The sequence below is a fragment of the Bacillus sp. CGMCC 1.16541 genome (genome assembly GCF_003184905.1).
Classification (GTDB): Bacteria; Bacillota; Bacilli; order Bacillales; family Bacillaceae_H; genus Priestia.
Genome location: NZ_QFRU01000015.1, coordinates 26,229 through 42,517, shown reverse-complemented (window position 1 = coordinate 42,517; position 16,289 = coordinate 26,229). Strand labels below are relative to the sequence as shown.

At 38.1% G+C, this 16,289-nt stretch carries 25 protein-coding genes; 24 read left to right on the top strand and 1 reads right to left on the bottom strand.

Annotated elements, in window-relative coordinates; genetic code table 11:
* Positions 1–9: 9 nt before the first annotated feature.
* The 24 genes from rpsH (at position 10) to DIS06_RS14335 (ending at position 15,446) form a co-directional block, all read left to right on the top strand.
* On the top strand, positions 10–408 hold the full coding sequence (gene rpsH / locus DIS06_RS14455) for a 30S ribosomal protein S8 (protein ID WP_110113944.1): 399 nt from the start codon (positions 10–12) through the stop codon (positions 406–408).
* 30 nt (positions 409–438) lie between these two features.
* Positions 439–978 carry a 50S ribosomal protein L6 gene (rplF, locus tag DIS06_RS14450; protein ID WP_110113943.1) on the top strand — a complete coding sequence of 180 codons (540 nt, stop codon included), beginning with the start codon at positions 439–441 and terminating at the stop codon, positions 976–978.
* Between the two features lie 38 nt (positions 979–1,016).
* Entirely contained in the window at positions 1,017–1,379 is a 363-nt protein-coding gene (rplR, locus tag DIS06_RS14445; protein ID WP_110113942.1) for a 50S ribosomal protein L18, read from the top strand.
* 20 nt (positions 1,380–1,399) lie between these two features.
* Positions 1,400–1,900, top strand: a complete 501-nt coding sequence (rpsE, locus tag DIS06_RS14440) for a 30S ribosomal protein S5 (RefSeq protein WP_110113941.1) — start codon at positions 1,400–1,402, stop codon at positions 1,898–1,900.
* 13 nt (positions 1,901–1,913) lie between these two features.
* On the top strand, positions 1,914–2,096 hold the full coding sequence (gene rpmD, locus DIS06_RS14435) for a 50S ribosomal protein L30 (RefSeq protein ID WP_110113940.1): 183 nt from the start codon (positions 1,914–1,916) through the stop codon (positions 2,094–2,096).
* A gap of 29 nt (positions 2,097–2,125) precedes the next feature.
* The gene (gene rplO, locus DIS06_RS14430; protein WP_110113939.1) at positions 2,126–2,566 is read left to right on the top strand and encodes a 50S ribosomal protein L15; all 441 of its coding nucleotides are present in this window, start codon (positions 2,126–2,128) and stop codon (positions 2,564–2,566) included.
* Positions 2,566–3,858, top strand: coding sequence for a preprotein translocase subunit SecY (gene secY / locus DIS06_RS14425; protein ID WP_110113938.1), 1,293 nt, complete (start codon positions 2,566–2,568; stop codon positions 3,856–3,858). Before rplO ends, secY begins: the two co-directional genes overlap by 1 nt.
* Before the next feature lie 71 nt (positions 3,859–3,929).
* Positions 3,930–4,583: an adenylate kinase gene (locus tag DIS06_RS14420; protein WP_110113937.1), complete on the top strand. Its 654-nt coding sequence runs from the start codon at positions 3,930–3,932 to the stop codon at positions 4,581–4,583.
* Positions 4,580–5,326: a type I methionyl aminopeptidase gene (map, locus tag DIS06_RS14415; RefSeq protein ID WP_110113936.1), complete on the top strand. Its 747-nt coding sequence runs from the start codon at positions 4,580–4,582 to the stop codon at positions 5,324–5,326. The genes DIS06_RS14420 and map overlap by 4 nt, the downstream gene beginning before the upstream one ends.
* A 247-nt stretch (positions 5,327–5,573) precedes the next feature.
* Positions 5,574–5,792, top strand: a complete 219-nt coding sequence (gene infA, locus DIS06_RS14410) for a translation initiation factor IF-1 (protein WP_010285101.1) — start codon at positions 5,574–5,576, stop codon at positions 5,790–5,792.
* 37 nt (positions 5,793–5,829) lie between these two features.
* On the top strand, positions 5,830–5,943 hold the full coding sequence (rpmJ, locus tag DIS06_RS14405) for a 50S ribosomal protein L36 (protein ID WP_003156543.1): 114 nt from the start codon (positions 5,830–5,832) through the stop codon (positions 5,941–5,943).
* A gap of 24 nt (positions 5,944–5,967) precedes the next feature.
* Positions 5,968–6,333, top strand: a complete 366-nt coding sequence (gene rpsM / locus DIS06_RS14395) for a 30S ribosomal protein S13 (protein WP_110113934.1) — start codon at positions 5,968–5,970, stop codon at positions 6,331–6,333.
* 22 nt (positions 6,334–6,355) lie between these two features.
* Complete coding sequence (gene rpsK / locus DIS06_RS14390; protein ID WP_110113933.1) at positions 6,356–6,745, top strand: 30S ribosomal protein S11; 390 nt, start codon at positions 6,356–6,358, stop codon at positions 6,743–6,745.
* A 180-nt stretch (positions 6,746–6,925) separates the two neighbouring features.
* Positions 6,926–7,870, top strand: coding sequence for a DNA-directed RNA polymerase subunit alpha (locus DIS06_RS14385; RefSeq protein ID WP_110113932.1), 945 nt, complete (start codon positions 6,926–6,928; stop codon positions 7,868–7,870).
* A 52-nt stretch (positions 7,871–7,922) separates the two neighbouring features.
* Positions 7,923–8,285 carry a 50S ribosomal protein L17 gene (gene rplQ / locus DIS06_RS14380; RefSeq protein WP_110113931.1) on the top strand — a complete coding sequence of 121 codons (363 nt, stop codon included), beginning with the start codon at positions 7,923–7,925 and terminating at the stop codon, positions 8,283–8,285.
* Between the two features lie 172 nt (positions 8,286–8,457).
* Positions 8,458–9,297, top strand: coding sequence for an energy-coupling factor ABC transporter ATP-binding protein (locus tag DIS06_RS14375; RefSeq protein WP_110113930.1), 840 nt, complete (start codon positions 8,458–8,460; stop codon positions 9,295–9,297).
* Complete coding sequence (locus DIS06_RS14370) at positions 9,273–10,142, top strand: energy-coupling factor ABC transporter ATP-binding protein (RefSeq protein ID WP_110113929.1); 870 nt, start codon at positions 9,273–9,275, stop codon at positions 10,140–10,142. Before DIS06_RS14375 ends, DIS06_RS14370 begins: the two co-directional genes overlap by 25 nt.
* Positions 10,139–10,936, top strand: a complete 798-nt coding sequence (locus DIS06_RS14365) for an energy-coupling factor transporter transmembrane component T family protein (RefSeq protein ID WP_110113928.1) — start codon at positions 10,139–10,141, stop codon at positions 10,934–10,936. The genes DIS06_RS14370 and DIS06_RS14365 overlap by 4 nt, the downstream gene beginning before the upstream one ends.
* A 16-nt stretch (positions 10,937–10,952) precedes the next feature.
* Entirely contained in the window at positions 10,953–11,696 is a 744-nt protein-coding gene (gene truA, locus DIS06_RS14360) for a tRNA pseudouridine(38-40) synthase TruA (protein WP_110113927.1), read from the top strand.
* 157 nt (positions 11,697–11,853) lie between these two features.
* Positions 11,854–12,291, top strand: a complete 438-nt coding sequence (gene rplM / locus DIS06_RS14355; protein WP_110113926.1) for a 50S ribosomal protein L13 — start codon at positions 11,854–11,856, stop codon at positions 12,289–12,291.
* A 20-nt stretch (positions 12,292–12,311) separates the two neighbouring features.
* The gene (gene rpsI, locus DIS06_RS14350) at positions 12,312–12,704 is read left to right on the top strand and encodes a 30S ribosomal protein S9 (RefSeq protein ID WP_110113925.1); all 393 of its coding nucleotides are present in this window, start codon (positions 12,312–12,314) and stop codon (positions 12,702–12,704) included.
* A gap of 264 nt (positions 12,705–12,968) precedes the next feature.
* Positions 12,969–13,412: a DUF2521 family protein gene (locus DIS06_RS14345; RefSeq protein WP_110113924.1), complete on the top strand. Its 444-nt coding sequence runs from the start codon at positions 12,969–12,971 to the stop codon at positions 13,410–13,412.
* A gap of 115 nt (positions 13,413–13,527) precedes the next feature.
* Entirely contained in the window at positions 13,528–14,235 is a 708-nt protein-coding gene (gene cwlD / locus DIS06_RS14340; RefSeq protein WP_110113923.1) for an N-acetylmuramoyl-L-alanine amidase CwlD, read from the top strand.
* Between the two features lie 143 nt (positions 14,236–14,378).
* Positions 14,379–15,446 carry an Mrp/NBP35 family ATP-binding protein gene (locus DIS06_RS14335; protein WP_110113922.1) on the top strand — a complete coding sequence of 356 codons (1,068 nt, stop codon included), beginning with the start codon at positions 14,379–14,381 and terminating at the stop codon, positions 15,444–15,446.
* Positions 15,447–15,523: 77 nt separating this feature from the next.
* Here the strand turns inward: DIS06_RS14335 and gerD are convergent, their stop codons facing one another.
* Positions 15,524–16,162: a spore germination lipoprotein GerD gene (gene gerD / locus DIS06_RS14330; RefSeq protein ID WP_110113921.1), complete on the bottom strand. Its 639-nt coding sequence runs from the start codon at positions 16,160–16,162 to the stop codon at positions 15,524–15,526.
* Between the last annotated feature and the right edge of the window lie 127 nt (positions 16,163–16,289).

Here is a 16,289-nt window from a genome sequence, read left to right as displayed (position 1 = left end):
TAAAATCATATGGTAATGACTGATCCAATTGCAGATTTGCTTACTCGCATCCGTAACGCAAACATGGTACGCCATGAGAAACTTGAAGTACCTGCTTCAAACATCAAGAAGCAAATTGCTGAAATTCTTAAGCGTGAAGGTTTCGTACGCGATGTTGAATATATTGAAGACAACAAACAAGGTATTATCCGTATCTTCTTAAAGTACGGTGCTAACAACGAACGTGTAATCACTGGTCTAAAACGTATCAGTAAACCTGGTTTACGTGTATACGCTAAAACTGACGAAGTACCACGTGTACTTAACGGTTTAGGTATTGCGATCGTTTCAACTTCACAAGGTGTTTTAACTGACAAAGAAGCTCGTCAAAAACAAACTGGTGGAGAAGTATTAGCTTACGTTTGGTAATAATTTTTTGAAGTGAATGGAGGTGTAGTTATGTCACGTGTTGGTAAAAAGCCTTTAGAAATTCCAGCAGGTGTTACAGTTACTAACGAAAACAACGTTGTAACTGTAAAGGGCCCAAAGGGTGAATTAACTCGTACGTTCCACCCTGATATCGAAATTAAAGTTGAAGATAACGTAGTTACAGTTAGTCGTCCAAGTGATGCAAAGGAGCACCGTGCTCTTCATGGAACTACTCGTAGTCTTTTAGGTAATATGGTTGAAGGTGTATCAAAAGGATATGAAAGAGGTTTAGAGCTTATCGGTGTCGGTTACCGTGCTCAAAAATCTGGTAGCAAGCTTGTATTAAGCGTTGGTTACTCTCATCCTGTAGAAATCACACCTGAGCAAGGAATTGAAGTTGAAGTTCCTACTCAAACGAAAATTGTTGTTAAAGGTATCGACAAAGAACGTGTTGGTGCATTAGCTGCAAACATTCGTGACGTTCGTCCGCCAGAGCCTTACAAAGGTAAAGGTATCCGTTACGAAGGCGAATATGTGCGTCGTAAAGAAGGTAAAACTGCTAAGAAGTAATGCCGCGTAGGCATAGGTAAAGGAAAGGAGTGACCTAGATGATTACGAAGCTTGACAAGAATAAAGTTCGTAAAAAGAGACATGCTCGTGTACGTGCGAAATTATTCGGAACAGCTACTCGTCCTCGTTTAAACGTGTTCCGTTCAAATAAACACATTTATGCACAAATTATCGATGATACGAATTCAGTAACAATTGCAAGTGCTTCTACTTTAGATAAAGATTTATCTTTAGAAAGTACTAGCAATGTTGATGCAGCTCAAAAGATCGGTGAATTAGTTGCAAAGCGTGCAGTTGAAAAAGGCGTTAAAGAAGTTGTATTCGATCGTGGCGGTTATTTATATCATGGTCGTGTAAAAGCTCTAGCTGACGCTGCTCGTGAAGCTGGCTTACAATTCTAATTGTAAAAGGAGGGAAAATCATGCGTCGTGTTGATCCAAATAAATTAGAGCTTGAAGAGCGTGTTGTTACCGTTAACCGTGTAGCTAAAGTTGTAAAAGGTGGACGTCGTTTCCGTTTTGCTGCATTAGTAGTGGTTGGTGACAAAAATGGTCATGTTGGATTTGGTACAGGTAAAGCTCAAGAGGTACCAGATGCAATTCGTAAAGCAATTGAAGATGCAAAGAAAAACTTAGTTACTGTACCAATGGTTGGAACTACAATTCCACACGAAATTCTTGGTCGATTTGGTGCTGGCGAAATCTTCTTGAAGCCTGCTTCTGAAGGTACAGGAGTTATCGCTGGTGGTCCGGTGCGTGCGGTATTAGAACTTGCTGGTGTAAGTGATATCTTATCTAAGTCATTAGGTTCAAATACTCCAATTAATATGGTACGTGCAACAATCAACGGCTTAAGCGAATTAAAGCGTGCTGAAGATGTTGCAAAGCTACGTGGTAAGACTGTAGAAGAACTGTTAGGATAAGGAGGGAACAAGAATGGCAAAGAAATTAGCAATTACCCTCACTCGCAGTGTAATTGGTCGCCCAGAAGACCAACGTGTGACTGTACGTACACTTGGCTTACGTAAGTTAAACCAAACTGTCGTTCATGACGACAATCCTGCTATTCGCGGAATGGTTAACAAAGTAGCTCACCTTGTTACAGTAAAAGAGCAATAATAAATTGTCACTCTAAGGAGGTGCTCCGAATGAAACTTCATGAATTAAAACCTACTGAAGGTTCACGTAAAGAACGTAACCGTGTTGGTCGTGGTACTGGTTCTGGTAACGGCAAAACTTCAGGTAAAGGTCATAAAGGGCAAAACGCTCGTTCTGGCGGTGGCGTAAGACCTGGATTTGAAGGTGGTCAAACTCCTTTATTCCGTCGTCTTCCAAAGCGTGGATTTACAAATATCAACCGTAAAGAGTATGCTGTTGTAAATCTTGAAACGTTAAACCGTTTTGAAGATGCTACTGAAGTAACACCAGAATTATTAATCGAAACTGGCTTAGTAAGTAAAGCTAAAGCTGGAATTAAGATCCTTGGCAACGGTACATTAAACAAAAAGCTAACTGTAAAAGCTTCTAAATTCTCCTCAGCTGCCAAAGAAGCGATCGAAGCTGCAGGCGGTACAACTGAGGTGATCTAATGTTTCAAACAATCTCCAATTTCATGCGCGTAGGTGATATAAGAAACAAGATCCTTTTCACGTTATTAATGCTAATTGTTTTCAGGATTGGAACATTCATTCCTGTACCAAGTGTCAACACTGATGTATTAAGATTGCAAGATGAATTAAATGTATTTGGTGTCTTAAACACATTTGGTGGCGGTGCATTACAAAACTTCTCAATCCTTGCAATGGGTATTATGCCTTATATCACAGCATCCATCATTGTACAGTTACTACAGATGGATGTTGTGCCTAAGTTTACAGAATGGTCAAAGCAAGGTGAAGTAGGGCGCCGTAAATTAGCCCAAGTTACTCGTTATGGGACAATTGTGCTTGGATTTATCCAAGCTTTGGGTATGTCTATAGGGTTTAACAACTTATCTAATGGACAGCTAATCCAAAATCCTGGGCCTACTACGTATCTTCTGATTGCTACGGTGCTTACTGCAGGTACAGCATTCTTAATGTGGTTAGGAGAGCAAATTACTTCTAAAGGTGTTGGTAATGGAATTTCCATCCTAATCTTTGCAGGTATTGCTGCTGGTATTCCAACAACATTAAATCAAATATATGCGCAACAGTTTGAAGATGTTGGGGATCAATTATTTATCCGAATCGTAACAGTCGTTTTAATTGCTCTTGCAGTTTTAGCTATCATCGTGGGTGTTATTTACATCCAACAAGCGTTGAGAAAAATTCCGATTCAATATGCAAAACGTTTAGCTGGTCGTAATCCTGTTGGAGGACAATCAACTCATTTACCTTTAAAAGTAAATGCAGCTGGTGTAATCCCTGTTATCTTTGCGGTTTCATTTATCATTACTCCACCAACTATTGCATCGTTCTTTGGTTCGAATGATGTAACAGATTGGATTCAGAAGACATTTGACTATACCCAACCAATTGGTATGATTGTGTATGTAGCTTTAATCATTGCTTTCTCTTATTTCTATACATTTGTTCAGGTTAATCCAGAACAAGTAGCAGAAAATTTGAAGAAGCAAGGTGGTTACATTCCGGGTATACGTCCTGGTAAGAACACTCAAGAGTACTTGACGAAGGTGCTTTACCGACTTACTTTAGTTGGTTCACTTTTTCTTGCAGCTATCTCTGTTCTTCCTGTTTTCTTTATCAAATTTGCTGATTTACCACCATCTGCTCAGATTGGTGGAACAAGTTTGCTAATCGTTGTTGGTGTTGCTCTTGAAACAATGAAACAGCTGGAGAGTCAGTTAGTGAAACGCCACTATAAAGGATTTATTAAATAAAGAGTTGGTTAACAAACGGGAAGCAATTGCTTTCCCGTATTAACCACATAAGAGACTGAGGGGGAAATGAAATGAATTTGGTGTTAATGGGCCTTCCTGGTGCTGGGAAAGGAACACAAGCAGAACGAATCGTTGAAACTTATGATATCCCTCATATCTCAACAGGAGATATGTTCCGAGCTGCAATTAAAGAAGGAACACAACTAGGCTTAAAAGCAAAATCTTTCATGGATCAAGGTGCACTTGTTCCTGATGAAGTAACAATTGGCATTGTACGTGAAAGATTGAATAAAGAAGATTGTCAAACTGGTTTCCTACTTGACGGCTTCCCAAGAACGGTTGCTCAAGCAGAGGCTCTTGAAGCAATCTTAGAAGAACTTAATAAGAAAATGACTTACGTGATTAATATTGATGTAGATCAAAGTATTTTGATGGAACGTTTAACGGGTCGTCGTATTTGTAAAGACTGTGGATCTACGTATCACCTTGTTTTCAATCCTCCAACGAAAGAAGGAGTGTGTGACAAGTGTGGTGGTGAATTGTATCAGCGTGCTGATGACAATGAAGAAACAGTTGCAAATCGTCTCGAAGTTAACGTGAAGCAATCTCAACCACTTCTTTCATTTTATGAAGAGAGAGGTTACCTACGCAATATTAATGGCGATCAAGATATCAACAATGTATTTGATGATATCCGCAACTTGCTTGGGGGCATCAATAAATGATTATTTGTAAAACCCCACGTGAAATAGCAATAATGCGTGAAGCTGGAAGAATTGTTGCTTTAACTCATCAAGAGCTAAAAAAACATGTTCAGCCAGGCATTACAACGAAAGAATTGGATGCAATTGCTGAAAAATTTATTCGTCAACATGATGCAATTCCATCTTTTAAAGGGTATAATGGGTTTCGCGGAAGTATATGTGCCTCAGTTAATGAAGAACTAGTACATGGGATACCTGGAAATCGAAAACTTAATGAAGGTGACGTTATCAGCATTGACATTGGTGCAAAATACAATGGCTACCATGGTGACTCTGCTTGGACATATGCAGTTGGTGCTATCTCTGATGAGACGCAACAGCTACTAGATGTTACTGAGCAGTCTTTATACAAAGGTTTAGAGCAAGCTAAACCTGGTGATCGACTTTCTAATATCTCGCATGCTATTCAAACTCATGTAGAAGCACATAACTTTTCTGTTGTTAGAGAGTATGTAGGTCATGGCGTTGGTCAAGATTTACATGAAGATCCACAGATTCCCCATTATGGTCCACCAAATAAAGGACCTCGTTTACGTCCAGGCATGGTATTGGCGATTGAGCCAATGGTGAATGCCGGTACACGATATGTGAAAACATTGCCTGATAATTGGACAGTTGTAACAGTTGATGGAAAAATGTGCGCTCACTTTGAGCATACAATTGCAATTACTGAGACAGGCTATGAGATCTTAACTGTATTATAAATAGAAGGTTGATGTATCTTAAATATAGTCTCTATCCATTCCTCGTTTAATGCACTGGACAGTATAAGTAATTATCTAAATTCACGATGATCGTTCAGTCTGATTTGCTGTTAAAATGGTAAAGATGTTTATACATTCGTGTTTCATCTTGAATTTAATGATTACAATCTCCGAATGTTCAGAACAGGTTTTGTTTTAGTTGTTTATTGATAGCTTGTTACTGTTTCAAAGAAAGGAGAGCAATTTAATGGCAAAAGACGATGTAATTGAAGTGGAAGGTACAGTCGCTGAGACTTTACCTAACGCAATGTTCAAGGTAGAATTAGAAAATGGTCATACAGTGTTAGCTCATGTTTCTGGTAAAATTCGTATGCACTTCATTCGTATCTTACCAGGTGACAAAGTAACTGTAGAACTATCACCTTATGATTTAACTCGCGGTAGAATTACGTACCGATTCAAATAAAACCTATGCACTCCGTACTATCAAGGAGGTATGAAACATGAAAGTTAGACCATCGGTAAAGCCGATCTGCGAAAAGTGTAAAGTTATCCGCAGAAAAGGTAAAGTAATGGTTATTTGTGAAAACCCTAAGCATAAACAAAAACAAGGCTAATAAACAAGGAGGTGCACTGTTCTTATGGCACGTATTGCTGGTGTAGATATTCCTCGTGACAAGCGCGTGGTTATCTCTTTAACATACATTTTCGGTATTGGTCGCCCAACAGCTGAAAAAATCCTAGCAGAAGCAGGAGTTTCTGAAGATACTCGTGTTCGTGATTTAACAGAAGAAGAATTAGGTAAGATTCGTGACATTATCGACAGCTACAAAGTAGAAGGAGATCTTCGTCGTGAAGTTTCTTTAAACATCAAACGCCTAATCGAAATCGGTTCATTCCGTGGTATTCGTCATCGCCGTGGCTTACCAGTTCGCGGTCAGAATACGAAAAACAACGCTCGCACACGTAAAGGCCCTCGCCGTACGGTAGCGAACAAAAAGAAATAATTAGTAAAGGAGGTACTAACACATGGCACGTAAAACTAATACTCGTAAACGCCGCGTGAAAAAGAATATTGAAGCTGGTATCGCTCATATCCGCTCAACTTTCAACAATACGATCGTAACGATTACAGATGTTCACGGTAACGCTATTGCTTGGTCTAGTGCTGGTGCACTTGGCTTCAGAGGTTCTCGTAAATCAACTCCATTTGCTGCTCAAATGGCTGCTGAAACTGCAGCTAAAGCATCTCAAGAGCACGGTTTAAAAACTCTTGAAGTTACAGTAAAAGGTCCTGGTGCTGGTCGTGAAGCTGCAATTCGTTCACTTCAAGCTGCAGGTCTTGAAGTAACAGCTATTAAAGATGTTACTCCTGTACCTCATAATGGATGCCGTCCGCCAAAACGTCGTCGTGTATAATTAATGTGTATAAGTTCTGTATGTTTGTCTATAATGGATATGGTACAGAATTTATTCATGCAGATAAATGCTTTTCCATTTGTTGTGCACATTCGGGAACTGTCTAATAGGGAATTTCGGTTAGTCAATGATTGCCATTGCTCTAACCGAGGTTTCGACGTTTTGAAGGAGGGTTTATAAGTGATAGAGATTGAAAAGCCAAAAATCGAAACGGTAGAAATCAGCGATGATAGAAAGTACGGTAAATTCGTCGTCGAGCCACTTGAGCGTGGATATGGTACTACTTTGGGTAACTCCTTACGTCGTATCCTATTATCCTCACTCCCTGGTGCCGCTGTAACATCTATTCAAATAGATGGTGTACTACATGAGTTTTCAACAATACCTGGTGTTGTTGAAGATGTAACAAACATCATTTTAAACGTTAAGAAATTAGCGCTAAAGATCTATTCCGAAGAAGAAAAAACTTTAGAGATTGATGTTCAGGGTCAAGGTGCTGTAACAGCTGCTGATATTCAAGGTGATAGCGATGTTGAGATTTTAAACCCAGATCTTCATATTGCTACATTAGAGTCAGATGCTCACTTCCGTATGAGATTAACAGCTAGAACAGGTCGAGGCTATACTCCTGCAGATGCAAACAAGCGTGAAGATCAACCGATTGGTGTATTACCAATTGATTCGATTTACACTCCGGTGACACGCGTTGCATATTTCGTGGAAAATACACGTGTAGGACAAATGACAAATTATGATAAGTTAACATTAGATGTTTGGACTGATGGTAGCATCGAGCCAGAAAAAGCAGTAGCTTTAGGTGCAAAGATCTTAACTGAGCACTTAAATATCTTTGTTAATTTAACAGACGAAGCTCAAAAAGCAGAGATTATGGTTGAGAAAGAAGAAGATCAGAAAGAAAAAGTTTTAGAGATGACGATTGAAGAACTTGATTTATCTGTTCGCTCATATAACTGCTTAAAACGTGCTGGTATTAATACCGTACAAGAGCTTGCTAATAAGACTGAAGAAGATATGATGAAAGTACGTAACCTAGGACGTAAATCTCTAGAAGAGGTAAAAGCGAAACTAGAAGAATTAGGTTTAGGCTTACGTAAAGATGATTGATAGATAACTAAGTACGTTTAGTTTGATTATTCAACAAAGGAGGGGACCTCACATGTCATACCGTAAATTAGGTCGCACAAGCGCACAACGCAAAGCGCTTCTTCGTGATTTAACAACTGATTTAATTATCAACGAGCGTATCGAAACAACTGAAGCACGTGCGAAAGAACTACGTTCAACTGTTGAGAAAATGATTACTTTAGGTAAACGTGGTGACTTACACGCTCGTCGTCAAGCTGCAGCTTACGTACGTAACGAAGTAGCTAACGAAGAGTCTGGTCAAAACGCATTACAAAAACTATTCAGCGATATCGCAACTCGCTACGAAGACCGCCAAGGTGGTTACACTCGTATCTTAAAAGTTGGACCTCGCCGTGGTGACGGTGCTCCAATCGTTATCATTGAATTAGTTTAATATTTATACATGGAGAAAAGGGCGTGACAGTGTGGAACTAGTCGATGCCCTTTTTTTTGCATATAAAGAAACATGAGTCTTATTAATATCGGATGAATGAACTTGGAAGTCTAATGGAATCGATCTATAGCGTGAATAATAAAGTAGAAGAGATGAGAGGAGGTTAGGTGATGTGATGGAGACAGCATTAAGTATAAAAGAATTAAGTTTTCGTTATCACGAAGATTTACCTCTTGTGCTAGATCATGTATCTTTTAATGTGTATAAGGGAGAATGGTTAGCCATTGCGGGTCATAACGGTTCAGGAAAATCTACTTTAGCAAAAATACTAAATGGACTTCTTTTACCTCAAAGTGGCAGTGTGACTATTATGGATAGAGAGTTATCTGAAGAAACAATTTGGGACATTCGTAAAGATATTGGAATGGTCTTTCAAAATCCAGATAATCAGTTCGTAGGCTCAACCGTACAAGACGATGTCGCTTTTGGGCTAGAAAATAACGGAGTAAGCGTTGAAGAGATGCGTAAACGTATTCCAGAAGCCATTAAATTAGTCAATATGGAAGAGTTTATCGAACAAGAGCCTCACCACTTATCAGGCGGTCAAAAACAACGTGTAGCCATTGCAGGTATTATTGCAGCACAACCATCTATCATTGTGTTAGACGAGGCAACGTCAATGCTAGATCCTAGTGGAAGGATGGAAGTACTTAAAACTGTCCGAAAATTACAAGAAGATAAAAAAATTACGATTATCTCAATTACACATGATTTAGACGAAGTTGCGATGGCAGACAGAGTCATCGTGATGAATAAAGGAACTGTATTTGCTGAGGGAACGCCTGACGAAGTTTTTCAGTTAGGACCGAAGTTATCTGATATAGGGTTAGATTTGCCTTTTGCTGTGAAATTAAGTCAAGCTCTAAAGAATGAAGGCATCACAATGTCAAAAATTCATCTAACAAATGAGGATTTGGTGGACGAACTATGGAAATTATACTCAAACAAGTAGAACATCGCTATCAACCTAACACGCCATTTGAACGTTTAGCTTTATATGATTTGAACTTACACATTCCGTCTAGTACATTTCTAGCTATTATTGGCCATACTGGTTCAGGTAAGTCAACAATTATTCAGCATTTTAATGCCCTTTTAAAGCCTACATCTGGCCAAATTACAATTGGTCATCGTACAATTGAAGCAAATCGCAAAGAAAAAGAATTAAAGGCAATACGTAAAAAAGTAGGCGTTGTTTTTCAGTTTCCTGAACATCAGCTTTTTGATGAAACAATCGAAAAAGATATTTGTTTTGGTCCTATGAATTTTGGTGTACCAGAAGAAGAAGCAAAAAAGAAAGCCCGAGAGTTAATTAAACTTGTCGGTTTATCAGAAGACCTACTGCAACGTTCACCGTTTGATCTAAGTGGTGGACAAATGAGAAGAGTAGCTATTGCTGGAATCTTAGCTATGGAGCCAGAGGTATTAATCTTAGATGAGCCAACAGCTGGGCTTGATCCTAGAGGACGAAAAGAGATTATGGAGATGATTTATACTCTTCATAAGGAAAAGAACTTAACAACTATCCTTGTGACACACAGCATGGAGGATGCTGCTCATTATGCAGACAAAGTGGTTGTCATGAATAAAGGGACCATTGCGATGAAAGGAACCCCTAAAGACATCTTTTCTCAATACGGGGAGTTAAAGAAGTATGGATTAGATGTACCTGAATCATTGCTATTTATGTTAAAAGTACAAGAGAGATTTGGGGTACAGGTATCCGATCCTGCTTTAACTGTTGAGGAAGTAATCTCGCAAGTGAAAGCATTAATGTCAGAAGGTGATGGTACATGATGAACTCCATGATTGTTGGGAAGTATGTACCTGGTGAGTCATTTGTTCATAAAATGGATCCTCGAGCTAAACTACTGCTTGTTTTCTTCTACGTCATGATTGTGTTTTTAGCAAATAATGCATATGGGTACGCTTTGTTAGGGGCATATACGGCTTTAATTGTTATCATGAGCCGTGTTCCATTCTCATTTATCTTAAAAGGCTTAAAGCCTGTTTTATTCATTGTCATATTTACTTTTATCCTTCATATTCTCATGACAAAAGAGGGAGAGGTTTTACTAGACATTGGCTGGTTGTCTATTCATAAAGGGGGACTCATTCAGGGGATTTTTATTTCATTGCGGTTTTTCTTTCTAATTTTAATGACAACATTATTAACCTTAACAACAACTCCTATTCAAGTCACAGACGGAATGGAAAGTTTGTTGCACCCATTAAAGAGGTTTAAGTTTCCTGTTCATGAATTAGCGCTAATGATGTCAATTTCTTTAAGGTTCATTCCAACCTTGATGGATGAAACTGATAAGATTATGAAAGCTCAAACAGCTAGAGGTGTTGATTTCTCAAGTGGACCGATAAAAGATCGGTTAAAAGCCATTGTCCCTCTCTTAGTTCCTTTGTTTATTAATTCATTTAAACGCGCGGAGGAGCTTGCGGTTGCGATGGAAGCAAGAGGATATCGCGGTGGGGAAGAAAGGACAAAGTATAGACAACTAATCTGGAAATCTAGTGATACACTAATGTTAATTTTGTTAGCACTAATGGCAGCTATATTACTGATTATGAGATCGTGAAAATTTGGTGAAAAATATGAGACGAATAAAATGTACAATCTCTTATGATGGTAGTGGATTTTCTGGCTACCAAGTACAGCCTAATAAACGAACTGTACAAAGTGAATTTGAGCAAGTGTTAGCTAAAATGCATAACAGAAACGATATAAAAGTACATGCTTCAGGTCGAACAGACGCCAATGTTCATGCCTATGGACAAGTCTTACATTTTGATACATCACTAACTATCCCACCATCAAGATGGATGAAGGCATTAAATTCTCTTTTACCAGATGATATTGTTGTAAAACATGTACAAGAGGTGGATGAAGAGTTTCATGCCAGGTTTAGTGTTGTATCTAAAGAGTATCGCTATAAAATATCACGCCAATCAGAGCGGGATGTATTCAGTCGCCACTTCGCTTATCACTATCCCTACGAATTAAATAAAGAGCGAATGAAAGAGGCGGCTCAATATTTAATAGGAACTCATGACTTTACAAGCTTTTGTTCTTCAAAAACAGAAATCGAAGATCGTGTAAGGACCATCTATAAAATTGAAATTTCTCAATATGAGAATGAATTACTTATGAAGTTTGTTGGGAATGGATTTCTGTATAATATGGTTCGTATTCTAGTAGGGACACTAATTGAAGTAGGTCAAGAAAAAATTTTTCCAGCTCAAATAAAAGAAATTTTAGCAAAGAAATCTCGCATATATGCTGGAAAAACCGCACCAGCTCACGGATTGTATTTATGGAAAGTAAACTATGACAACTAAACCTGGTGTAACATTTTCTTGACATTGGGATTACAAAGCGATATTATATCCTATGGTATGTATTTTAACCCCGCGATTAGCCCCGGAAATTAATCGTGTTGAAATAGAAGGTTGAAATAATTCATTTTTTAATGATTGATAATTAGGAGGGAAACTCATGCGTACAACTTTCATGGCGAAAGCAAACGAAGTAGAGCGTAAATGGTACGTTGTCGATGCTGAAGGTCAAACTTTAGGTCGTCTAGCAAGTGAAATTGCTACAATCTTACGCGGTAAACATAAACCAACTTATACACCAAACGTTGACACTGGTGATCACGTAATCATCATCAACGCATCAAAAATCGAATTAACAGGTAAAAAATTAACAGACAAGATTTATTACCGTCACACTATGCATCCAGGTGGTTTAAAGCAACGTACAGCATTAGAAATGCGTACTAACTACTCTGAAAAGATGCTTGAACTAGCAATCAAAGGTATGCTTCCAAAAGGTAGCCTAGGTCGTCAAATGTTCAAAAAATTAAATGTGTATGCTGGTAACACACATCCACATGAAGCTCAAAAACCAGAAGTTTACGAACTTCGCGGATAATTTAAAAGGAGGTTATTATCTTGGCACAGGTACAATATTACGGAACTGGCCGTCGTAAAAGCTCTGTTGCTCGTGTACGTTTAGTACCAGGTAACGGTAGCATTACAATTAACGGTCGTAAAATCGAAGAATATATCCCATTCGCTGCATTACGTGAAGTGGTAAAACAACCACTTGCTTTAACTGAAACATTAGGTAACTATGACGTATTAGTAAACGTTGATGGTGGAGGCTATGCTGGTCAAGCTGGAGCTATCCGTCATGGTATCTCTCGTGCTTTATTAGAAGCAGATCCAGAATACCGCGTAACACTAAAACGCGCTGGTTTATTAACTCGTGACGCACGTATGAAAGAGCGTAAAAAATACGGTCTTAAAGGTGCTCGTCGTGCTCCTCAGTTCTCAAAACGTTAATTATTACGTTTCAAAAAACTCTCAAGTTGTTGCTTGAGAGTTTTTTTATGCTTAAAAATGAGTATCATTCAATTTTCTACTCGATCAAATTGACCGAATAAATTGCTCCCACATTTGTCTTTCACTCATAATTTCATTCTTCAACTGAATATAGTAGGAGTATCCTCATTTCTATTCAATATTTGGAAGTCGCCGTTCATATTCTTTACGCATGAGAAGAGTTGATGTGCAAACAATATGTAAAAAGGGGGCGTAAAGATTGTTATGAACGTAATTATGAGCTTGAAAGAAAAAAGATTAGAGAAACAAATGGTATATGAGCGAAAAATGCTTCGTGAGTTATCTGTTGATACGCTTCGTGATCGCATTGAAACATACTTTGAACCTTTGTTTATTCGGAAAGATTATATTACATCTTCAATTGAAGAAGGTTGTATGGATATTGCAATTGAATCTTATTTGCTAGGAGCAAGGTTTAGTCGATTTGGTTATTACGGTGAACCAGAAAATGATGTAAAAGTAAGGTGCGCATTAGAAGAGAAAATGCTCATTGATGCTTTATATGATTATCTAAATTTTTGGTCCCCATTAGGAGAAGAAGACCTTTATCAGGAAAGTATTTATTATATATGTGAACAATACGTGCACGACTGTTGGACAGACGGCTTTCAAAAGGGTGAAAAAAGGTATCGCCTCCGTTTAAAGTAATAGCAGGAGAGCAGTTTTAGAACGACGTAACCAAAGTGAGGTAGTGAAAAATCATTCATAAATCTCAGCATTGTCCCATATAGAGTAAGTAGATAGGACTGGCTGGAGGGATTGGATGACTAAAGTAAAATGGATTTGTGCTATTATAGCGGCTGTAAGTTTGTTGTTTGTTATTCAGTATCAATTTGTAGATAAAAATTCGTGGAAGTCATGGAACCTACCTCTAAGTGGAAGAATTATTATTTTAGATCCAGGACACGGTGGTGTGGACGGTGGAGCAATTGGTGGAAAGACATTGGAGAAAGATATTACACTTACTATTACGCTACTACTTAGAGATTATCTACAAGAACAAGGGGCGCTTGTCCTTTTAACAAGAGAAGGTGACTATGACTTAGCTGAAGAAGAAACAAAAGGATATAGCAGACGAAAAGTAGAGGATTTGAAAAAAAGATTACAAATGATTAATGAATCAGATGCAGATCTTTACCTAAGCTTACACTTAAACGCTATCCCTTCTCCAAATTGGAGAGGCGCACAAACGTTTTATCATGGTTCTTTTGAGGAGAACAAGCGTGTATCAAAGTTTATTCAAGATGAACTTCGTAAAAACTTAAGCAACACGTCTCGTGAAGCAAAAGCGATTCAAAGTCTTTATTTATTAAAAAACGCAAAAGTACCTGGCGCTTTAGTAGAGGTAGGCTTTTTATCTAATCCGAGTGAGCGAGAGCTATTGGAGAAAAAGAAGTATCAAAGACAAATTGCAGAATCGATATATAAAGGTGTAAATCGATATTTTACAGACGAGCAGAGTATAAATTAAATAAGGATAAGAGAAATAAGAGAAAGGTAACGTAATGGATTGCATTCTCCTTTCTCTTATTTTTGTATATTTGTGAAAAGTCATATATTTATAAGTGTGTTATAATTAAAAATGAAAACGATTTTATAATGGTGGTGGGAGATATGTTAACAGAAGAAAGAGTAAAGCAAATTTTAAGTGAATTAAAAGATCCTTTCTTACATAAAACGTTAGGGGAAACGAACGCGGTTAAAGAAATTAAAATTAAAGAGGACAAGCAGCATGTAAGTGTTAAAATAGCGGTAGCTAAAACGGGTTCAAGTGAACAGTTAAAGCTACAAAATGTCATTGTTGATGCATTAAAAGAAGCAGGAGCTCATACAGTAGGTCTTCGCTTTGTAGAATTTTCTCCTGAGGAGTTGGCTCCGTTCCAAGCGAGTACAAGTTCAAACCCAGGGAATTTACTGACGAATCAATCTTCAACACAATTTATAGCAATTGCAAGCGGTAAAGGTGGGGTAGGGAAGTCTACAGTATCAGTAAACTTAGCTGTATCATTAGCGCGTTTAGGAAAGAAAGTGGGTTTAATTGACGCTGATATATATGGATTTAGTGTACCCGATATGATGGGTATCACAAAGCGTCCAGTTGTAAGAGGGGAAAAGATTATACCTGTTGAGCGTTTTGGGGTAAAAGTTATTTCAATGGGCTTTTTCGTAGAAGATAATTCTCCAGTTATCTGGAGAGGTCCGATGTTAGGGAAAATGCTAACAAGCTTTTTTACAGAAGTTGAGTGGGGAGACTTAGACTATCTCTTACTGGATTTACCTCCGGGTACGGGAGATGTCGCGTTAGACGTGCATTCAATGTTACCGGCTTGTAAAGAGGTTATTGTAACCACTCCACATCCGACTGCAGCCTTTGTAGCAGCAAGAGCGGGGGCTATGGCTATTAAAACGGATCATGAAGTAATTGGCGTTGTTGAAAACATGGCTTACTTTGAAAGTAAGTTAACAGGTGAAAAAGAGTATGTATTCGGAAAAGGTGGAGGGGAGAAGTTGGCAGAAGAACTTCAAACTGAAATCCTTGGAAAGCTTCCACTGAGACAGCCTGATTGGAATGATGACGATTTTGCTCCGGCTATCTATGACCAAAATCATCAATTAGGTAAAATCTATCTTGAAATAGGAGAGAAGATCACCAAAAAGTGTGAGGAATCTGTTTTGAGTTAAGCCATTTATAAACCCCTGTTAACGTACTACGTTAACAGGGGTTTATAAATCTATAAGGTTACAAAAAATGATCACGCTTATCCTTGCTCTTGCTCGGATGCATTACCTTCACTATCTCCTGAATCTCCAGATTCTGCTTCACTACTTTCTTTTGAAGAATCTTGACCTTGCTCAGATGCAGCTTTCATTAGCAAATCTTGAATTTTTGCTTGATAGAGAGGGCTTTGAAACGTTTCGGTCATCACTTTTTGTAAATGAGCTCTAAATTCTTGTCCTTTTAACACTTCGGTTACTTGCTTCTCCATCTCCGGATTTTTTAAGATTTCCATTAACGATGATTGATACTCAGGATCTTTCATAAGTTTTTTCATTAATTCTTCTTGTTCTTTTTGTACACTTTTTGCAAACGTCTCAGCAAACTTCGGGTCACTAAATGTTTGTTTCCAAAAATCAATGCCCTTTTCTGAAGTTAACGTGCTAGAGATCGTCTCTTTTACAACGGTTTGATCCATAACCAAATCTTTTTTTACTTCTTCATCTTTTAATACTTCTTGAATGGCTTTTTTACCATCGTCTGTTTTAAGGATATCAACAACCATTTTTTTCGTTTGGTCGTAATCCATGCTGTTCCCTTCTTCATCTTGAGGGGCACAGGCGCTTAAAAATAGAGCACATGTTGTTGCATAAAGGAGGAGCAACAAGGGTTTTTTTAACATGAGTTAAGCTCCTTTCAATTGTACACTTATTTTTAATATGAGAGATTTTTCAAATTTTATTCACGATTGATTGTAGGACAAGCCTAGATTTTTCAAGGTGTCGTTGGTACAATTTATGAAGCAATGG

Excerpts from the sequence above, each read along its gene's own strand:
- rpsH (WP_110113944.1), top strand. The coding sequence starts at position 10 with ATGGTAATGACTGATCCAATTGCAGATTTGCTTACTCGCATCCGTAAC.
- rplF (WP_110113943.1), top strand. The coding sequence starts at position 439 with ATGTCACGTGTTGGTAAAAAGCCTTTAGAAATTCCAGCAGGTGTTACA.
- rplR (WP_110113942.1), top strand. The coding sequence starts at position 1,017 with ATGATTACGAAGCTTGACAAGAATAAAGTTCGTAAAAAGAGACATGCT.
- rpsE (WP_110113941.1), top strand. The coding sequence starts at position 1,400 with ATGCGTCGTGTTGATCCAAATAAATTAGAGCTTGAAGAGCGTGTTGTT.
- rpmD (WP_110113940.1), top strand. The coding sequence starts at position 1,914 with ATGGCAAAGAAATTAGCAATTACCCTCACTCGCAGTGTAATTGGTCGC.
- rplO (WP_110113939.1), top strand. The coding sequence starts at position 2,126 with ATGAAACTTCATGAATTAAAACCTACTGAAGGTTCACGTAAAGAACGT.
- secY (WP_110113938.1), top strand. The coding sequence starts at position 2,566 with ATGTTTCAAACAATCTCCAATTTCATGCGCGTAGGTGATATAAGAAAC.
- DIS06_RS14420 (WP_110113937.1), top strand. The coding sequence starts at position 3,930 with ATGAATTTGGTGTTAATGGGCCTTCCTGGTGCTGGGAAAGGAACACAA.
- map (WP_110113936.1), top strand. The coding sequence starts at position 4,580 with ATGATTATTTGTAAAACCCCACGTGAAATAGCAATAATGCGTGAAGCT.
- infA (WP_010285101.1), top strand. The coding sequence starts at position 5,574 with ATGGCAAAAGACGATGTAATTGAAGTGGAAGGTACAGTCGCTGAGACT.
- rpmJ (WP_003156543.1), top strand. The coding sequence starts at position 5,830 with ATGAAAGTTAGACCATCGGTAAAGCCGATCTGCGAAAAGTGTAAAGTT.
- rpsM (WP_110113934.1), top strand. The coding sequence starts at position 5,968 with ATGGCACGTATTGCTGGTGTAGATATTCCTCGTGACAAGCGCGTGGTT.
- rpsK (WP_110113933.1), top strand. The coding sequence starts at position 6,356 with ATGGCACGTAAAACTAATACTCGTAAACGCCGCGTGAAAAAGAATATT.
- rplQ (WP_110113931.1), top strand. The coding sequence starts at position 7,923 with ATGTCATACCGTAAATTAGGTCGCACAAGCGCACAACGCAAAGCGCTT.
- DIS06_RS14370 (WP_110113929.1), top strand. The coding sequence starts at position 9,273 with ATGGAAATTATACTCAAACAAGTAGAACATCGCTATCAACCTAACACG.
- DIS06_RS14365 (WP_110113928.1), top strand. The coding sequence starts at position 10,139 with ATGATGAACTCCATGATTGTTGGGAAGTATGTACCTGGTGAGTCATTT.
- truA (WP_110113927.1), top strand. The coding sequence starts at position 10,953 with ATGAGACGAATAAAATGTACAATCTCTTATGATGGTAGTGGATTTTCT.
- rplM (WP_110113926.1), top strand. The coding sequence starts at position 11,854 with ATGCGTACAACTTTCATGGCGAAAGCAAACGAAGTAGAGCGTAAATGG.
- DIS06_RS14345 (WP_110113924.1), top strand. The coding sequence starts at position 12,969 with ATGAACGTAATTATGAGCTTGAAAGAAAAAAGATTAGAGAAACAAATG.
- cwlD (WP_110113923.1), top strand. The coding sequence starts at position 13,528 with ATGACTAAAGTAAAATGGATTTGTGCTATTATAGCGGCTGTAAGTTTG.
- DIS06_RS14335 (WP_110113922.1), top strand. The coding sequence starts at position 14,379 with ATGTTAACAGAAGAAAGAGTAAAGCAAATTTTAAGTGAATTAAAAGAT.
- gerD (WP_110113921.1), bottom strand. The coding sequence starts at position 16,162 with ATGTTAAAAAAACCCTTGTTGCTCCTCCTTTATGCAACAACATGTGCT.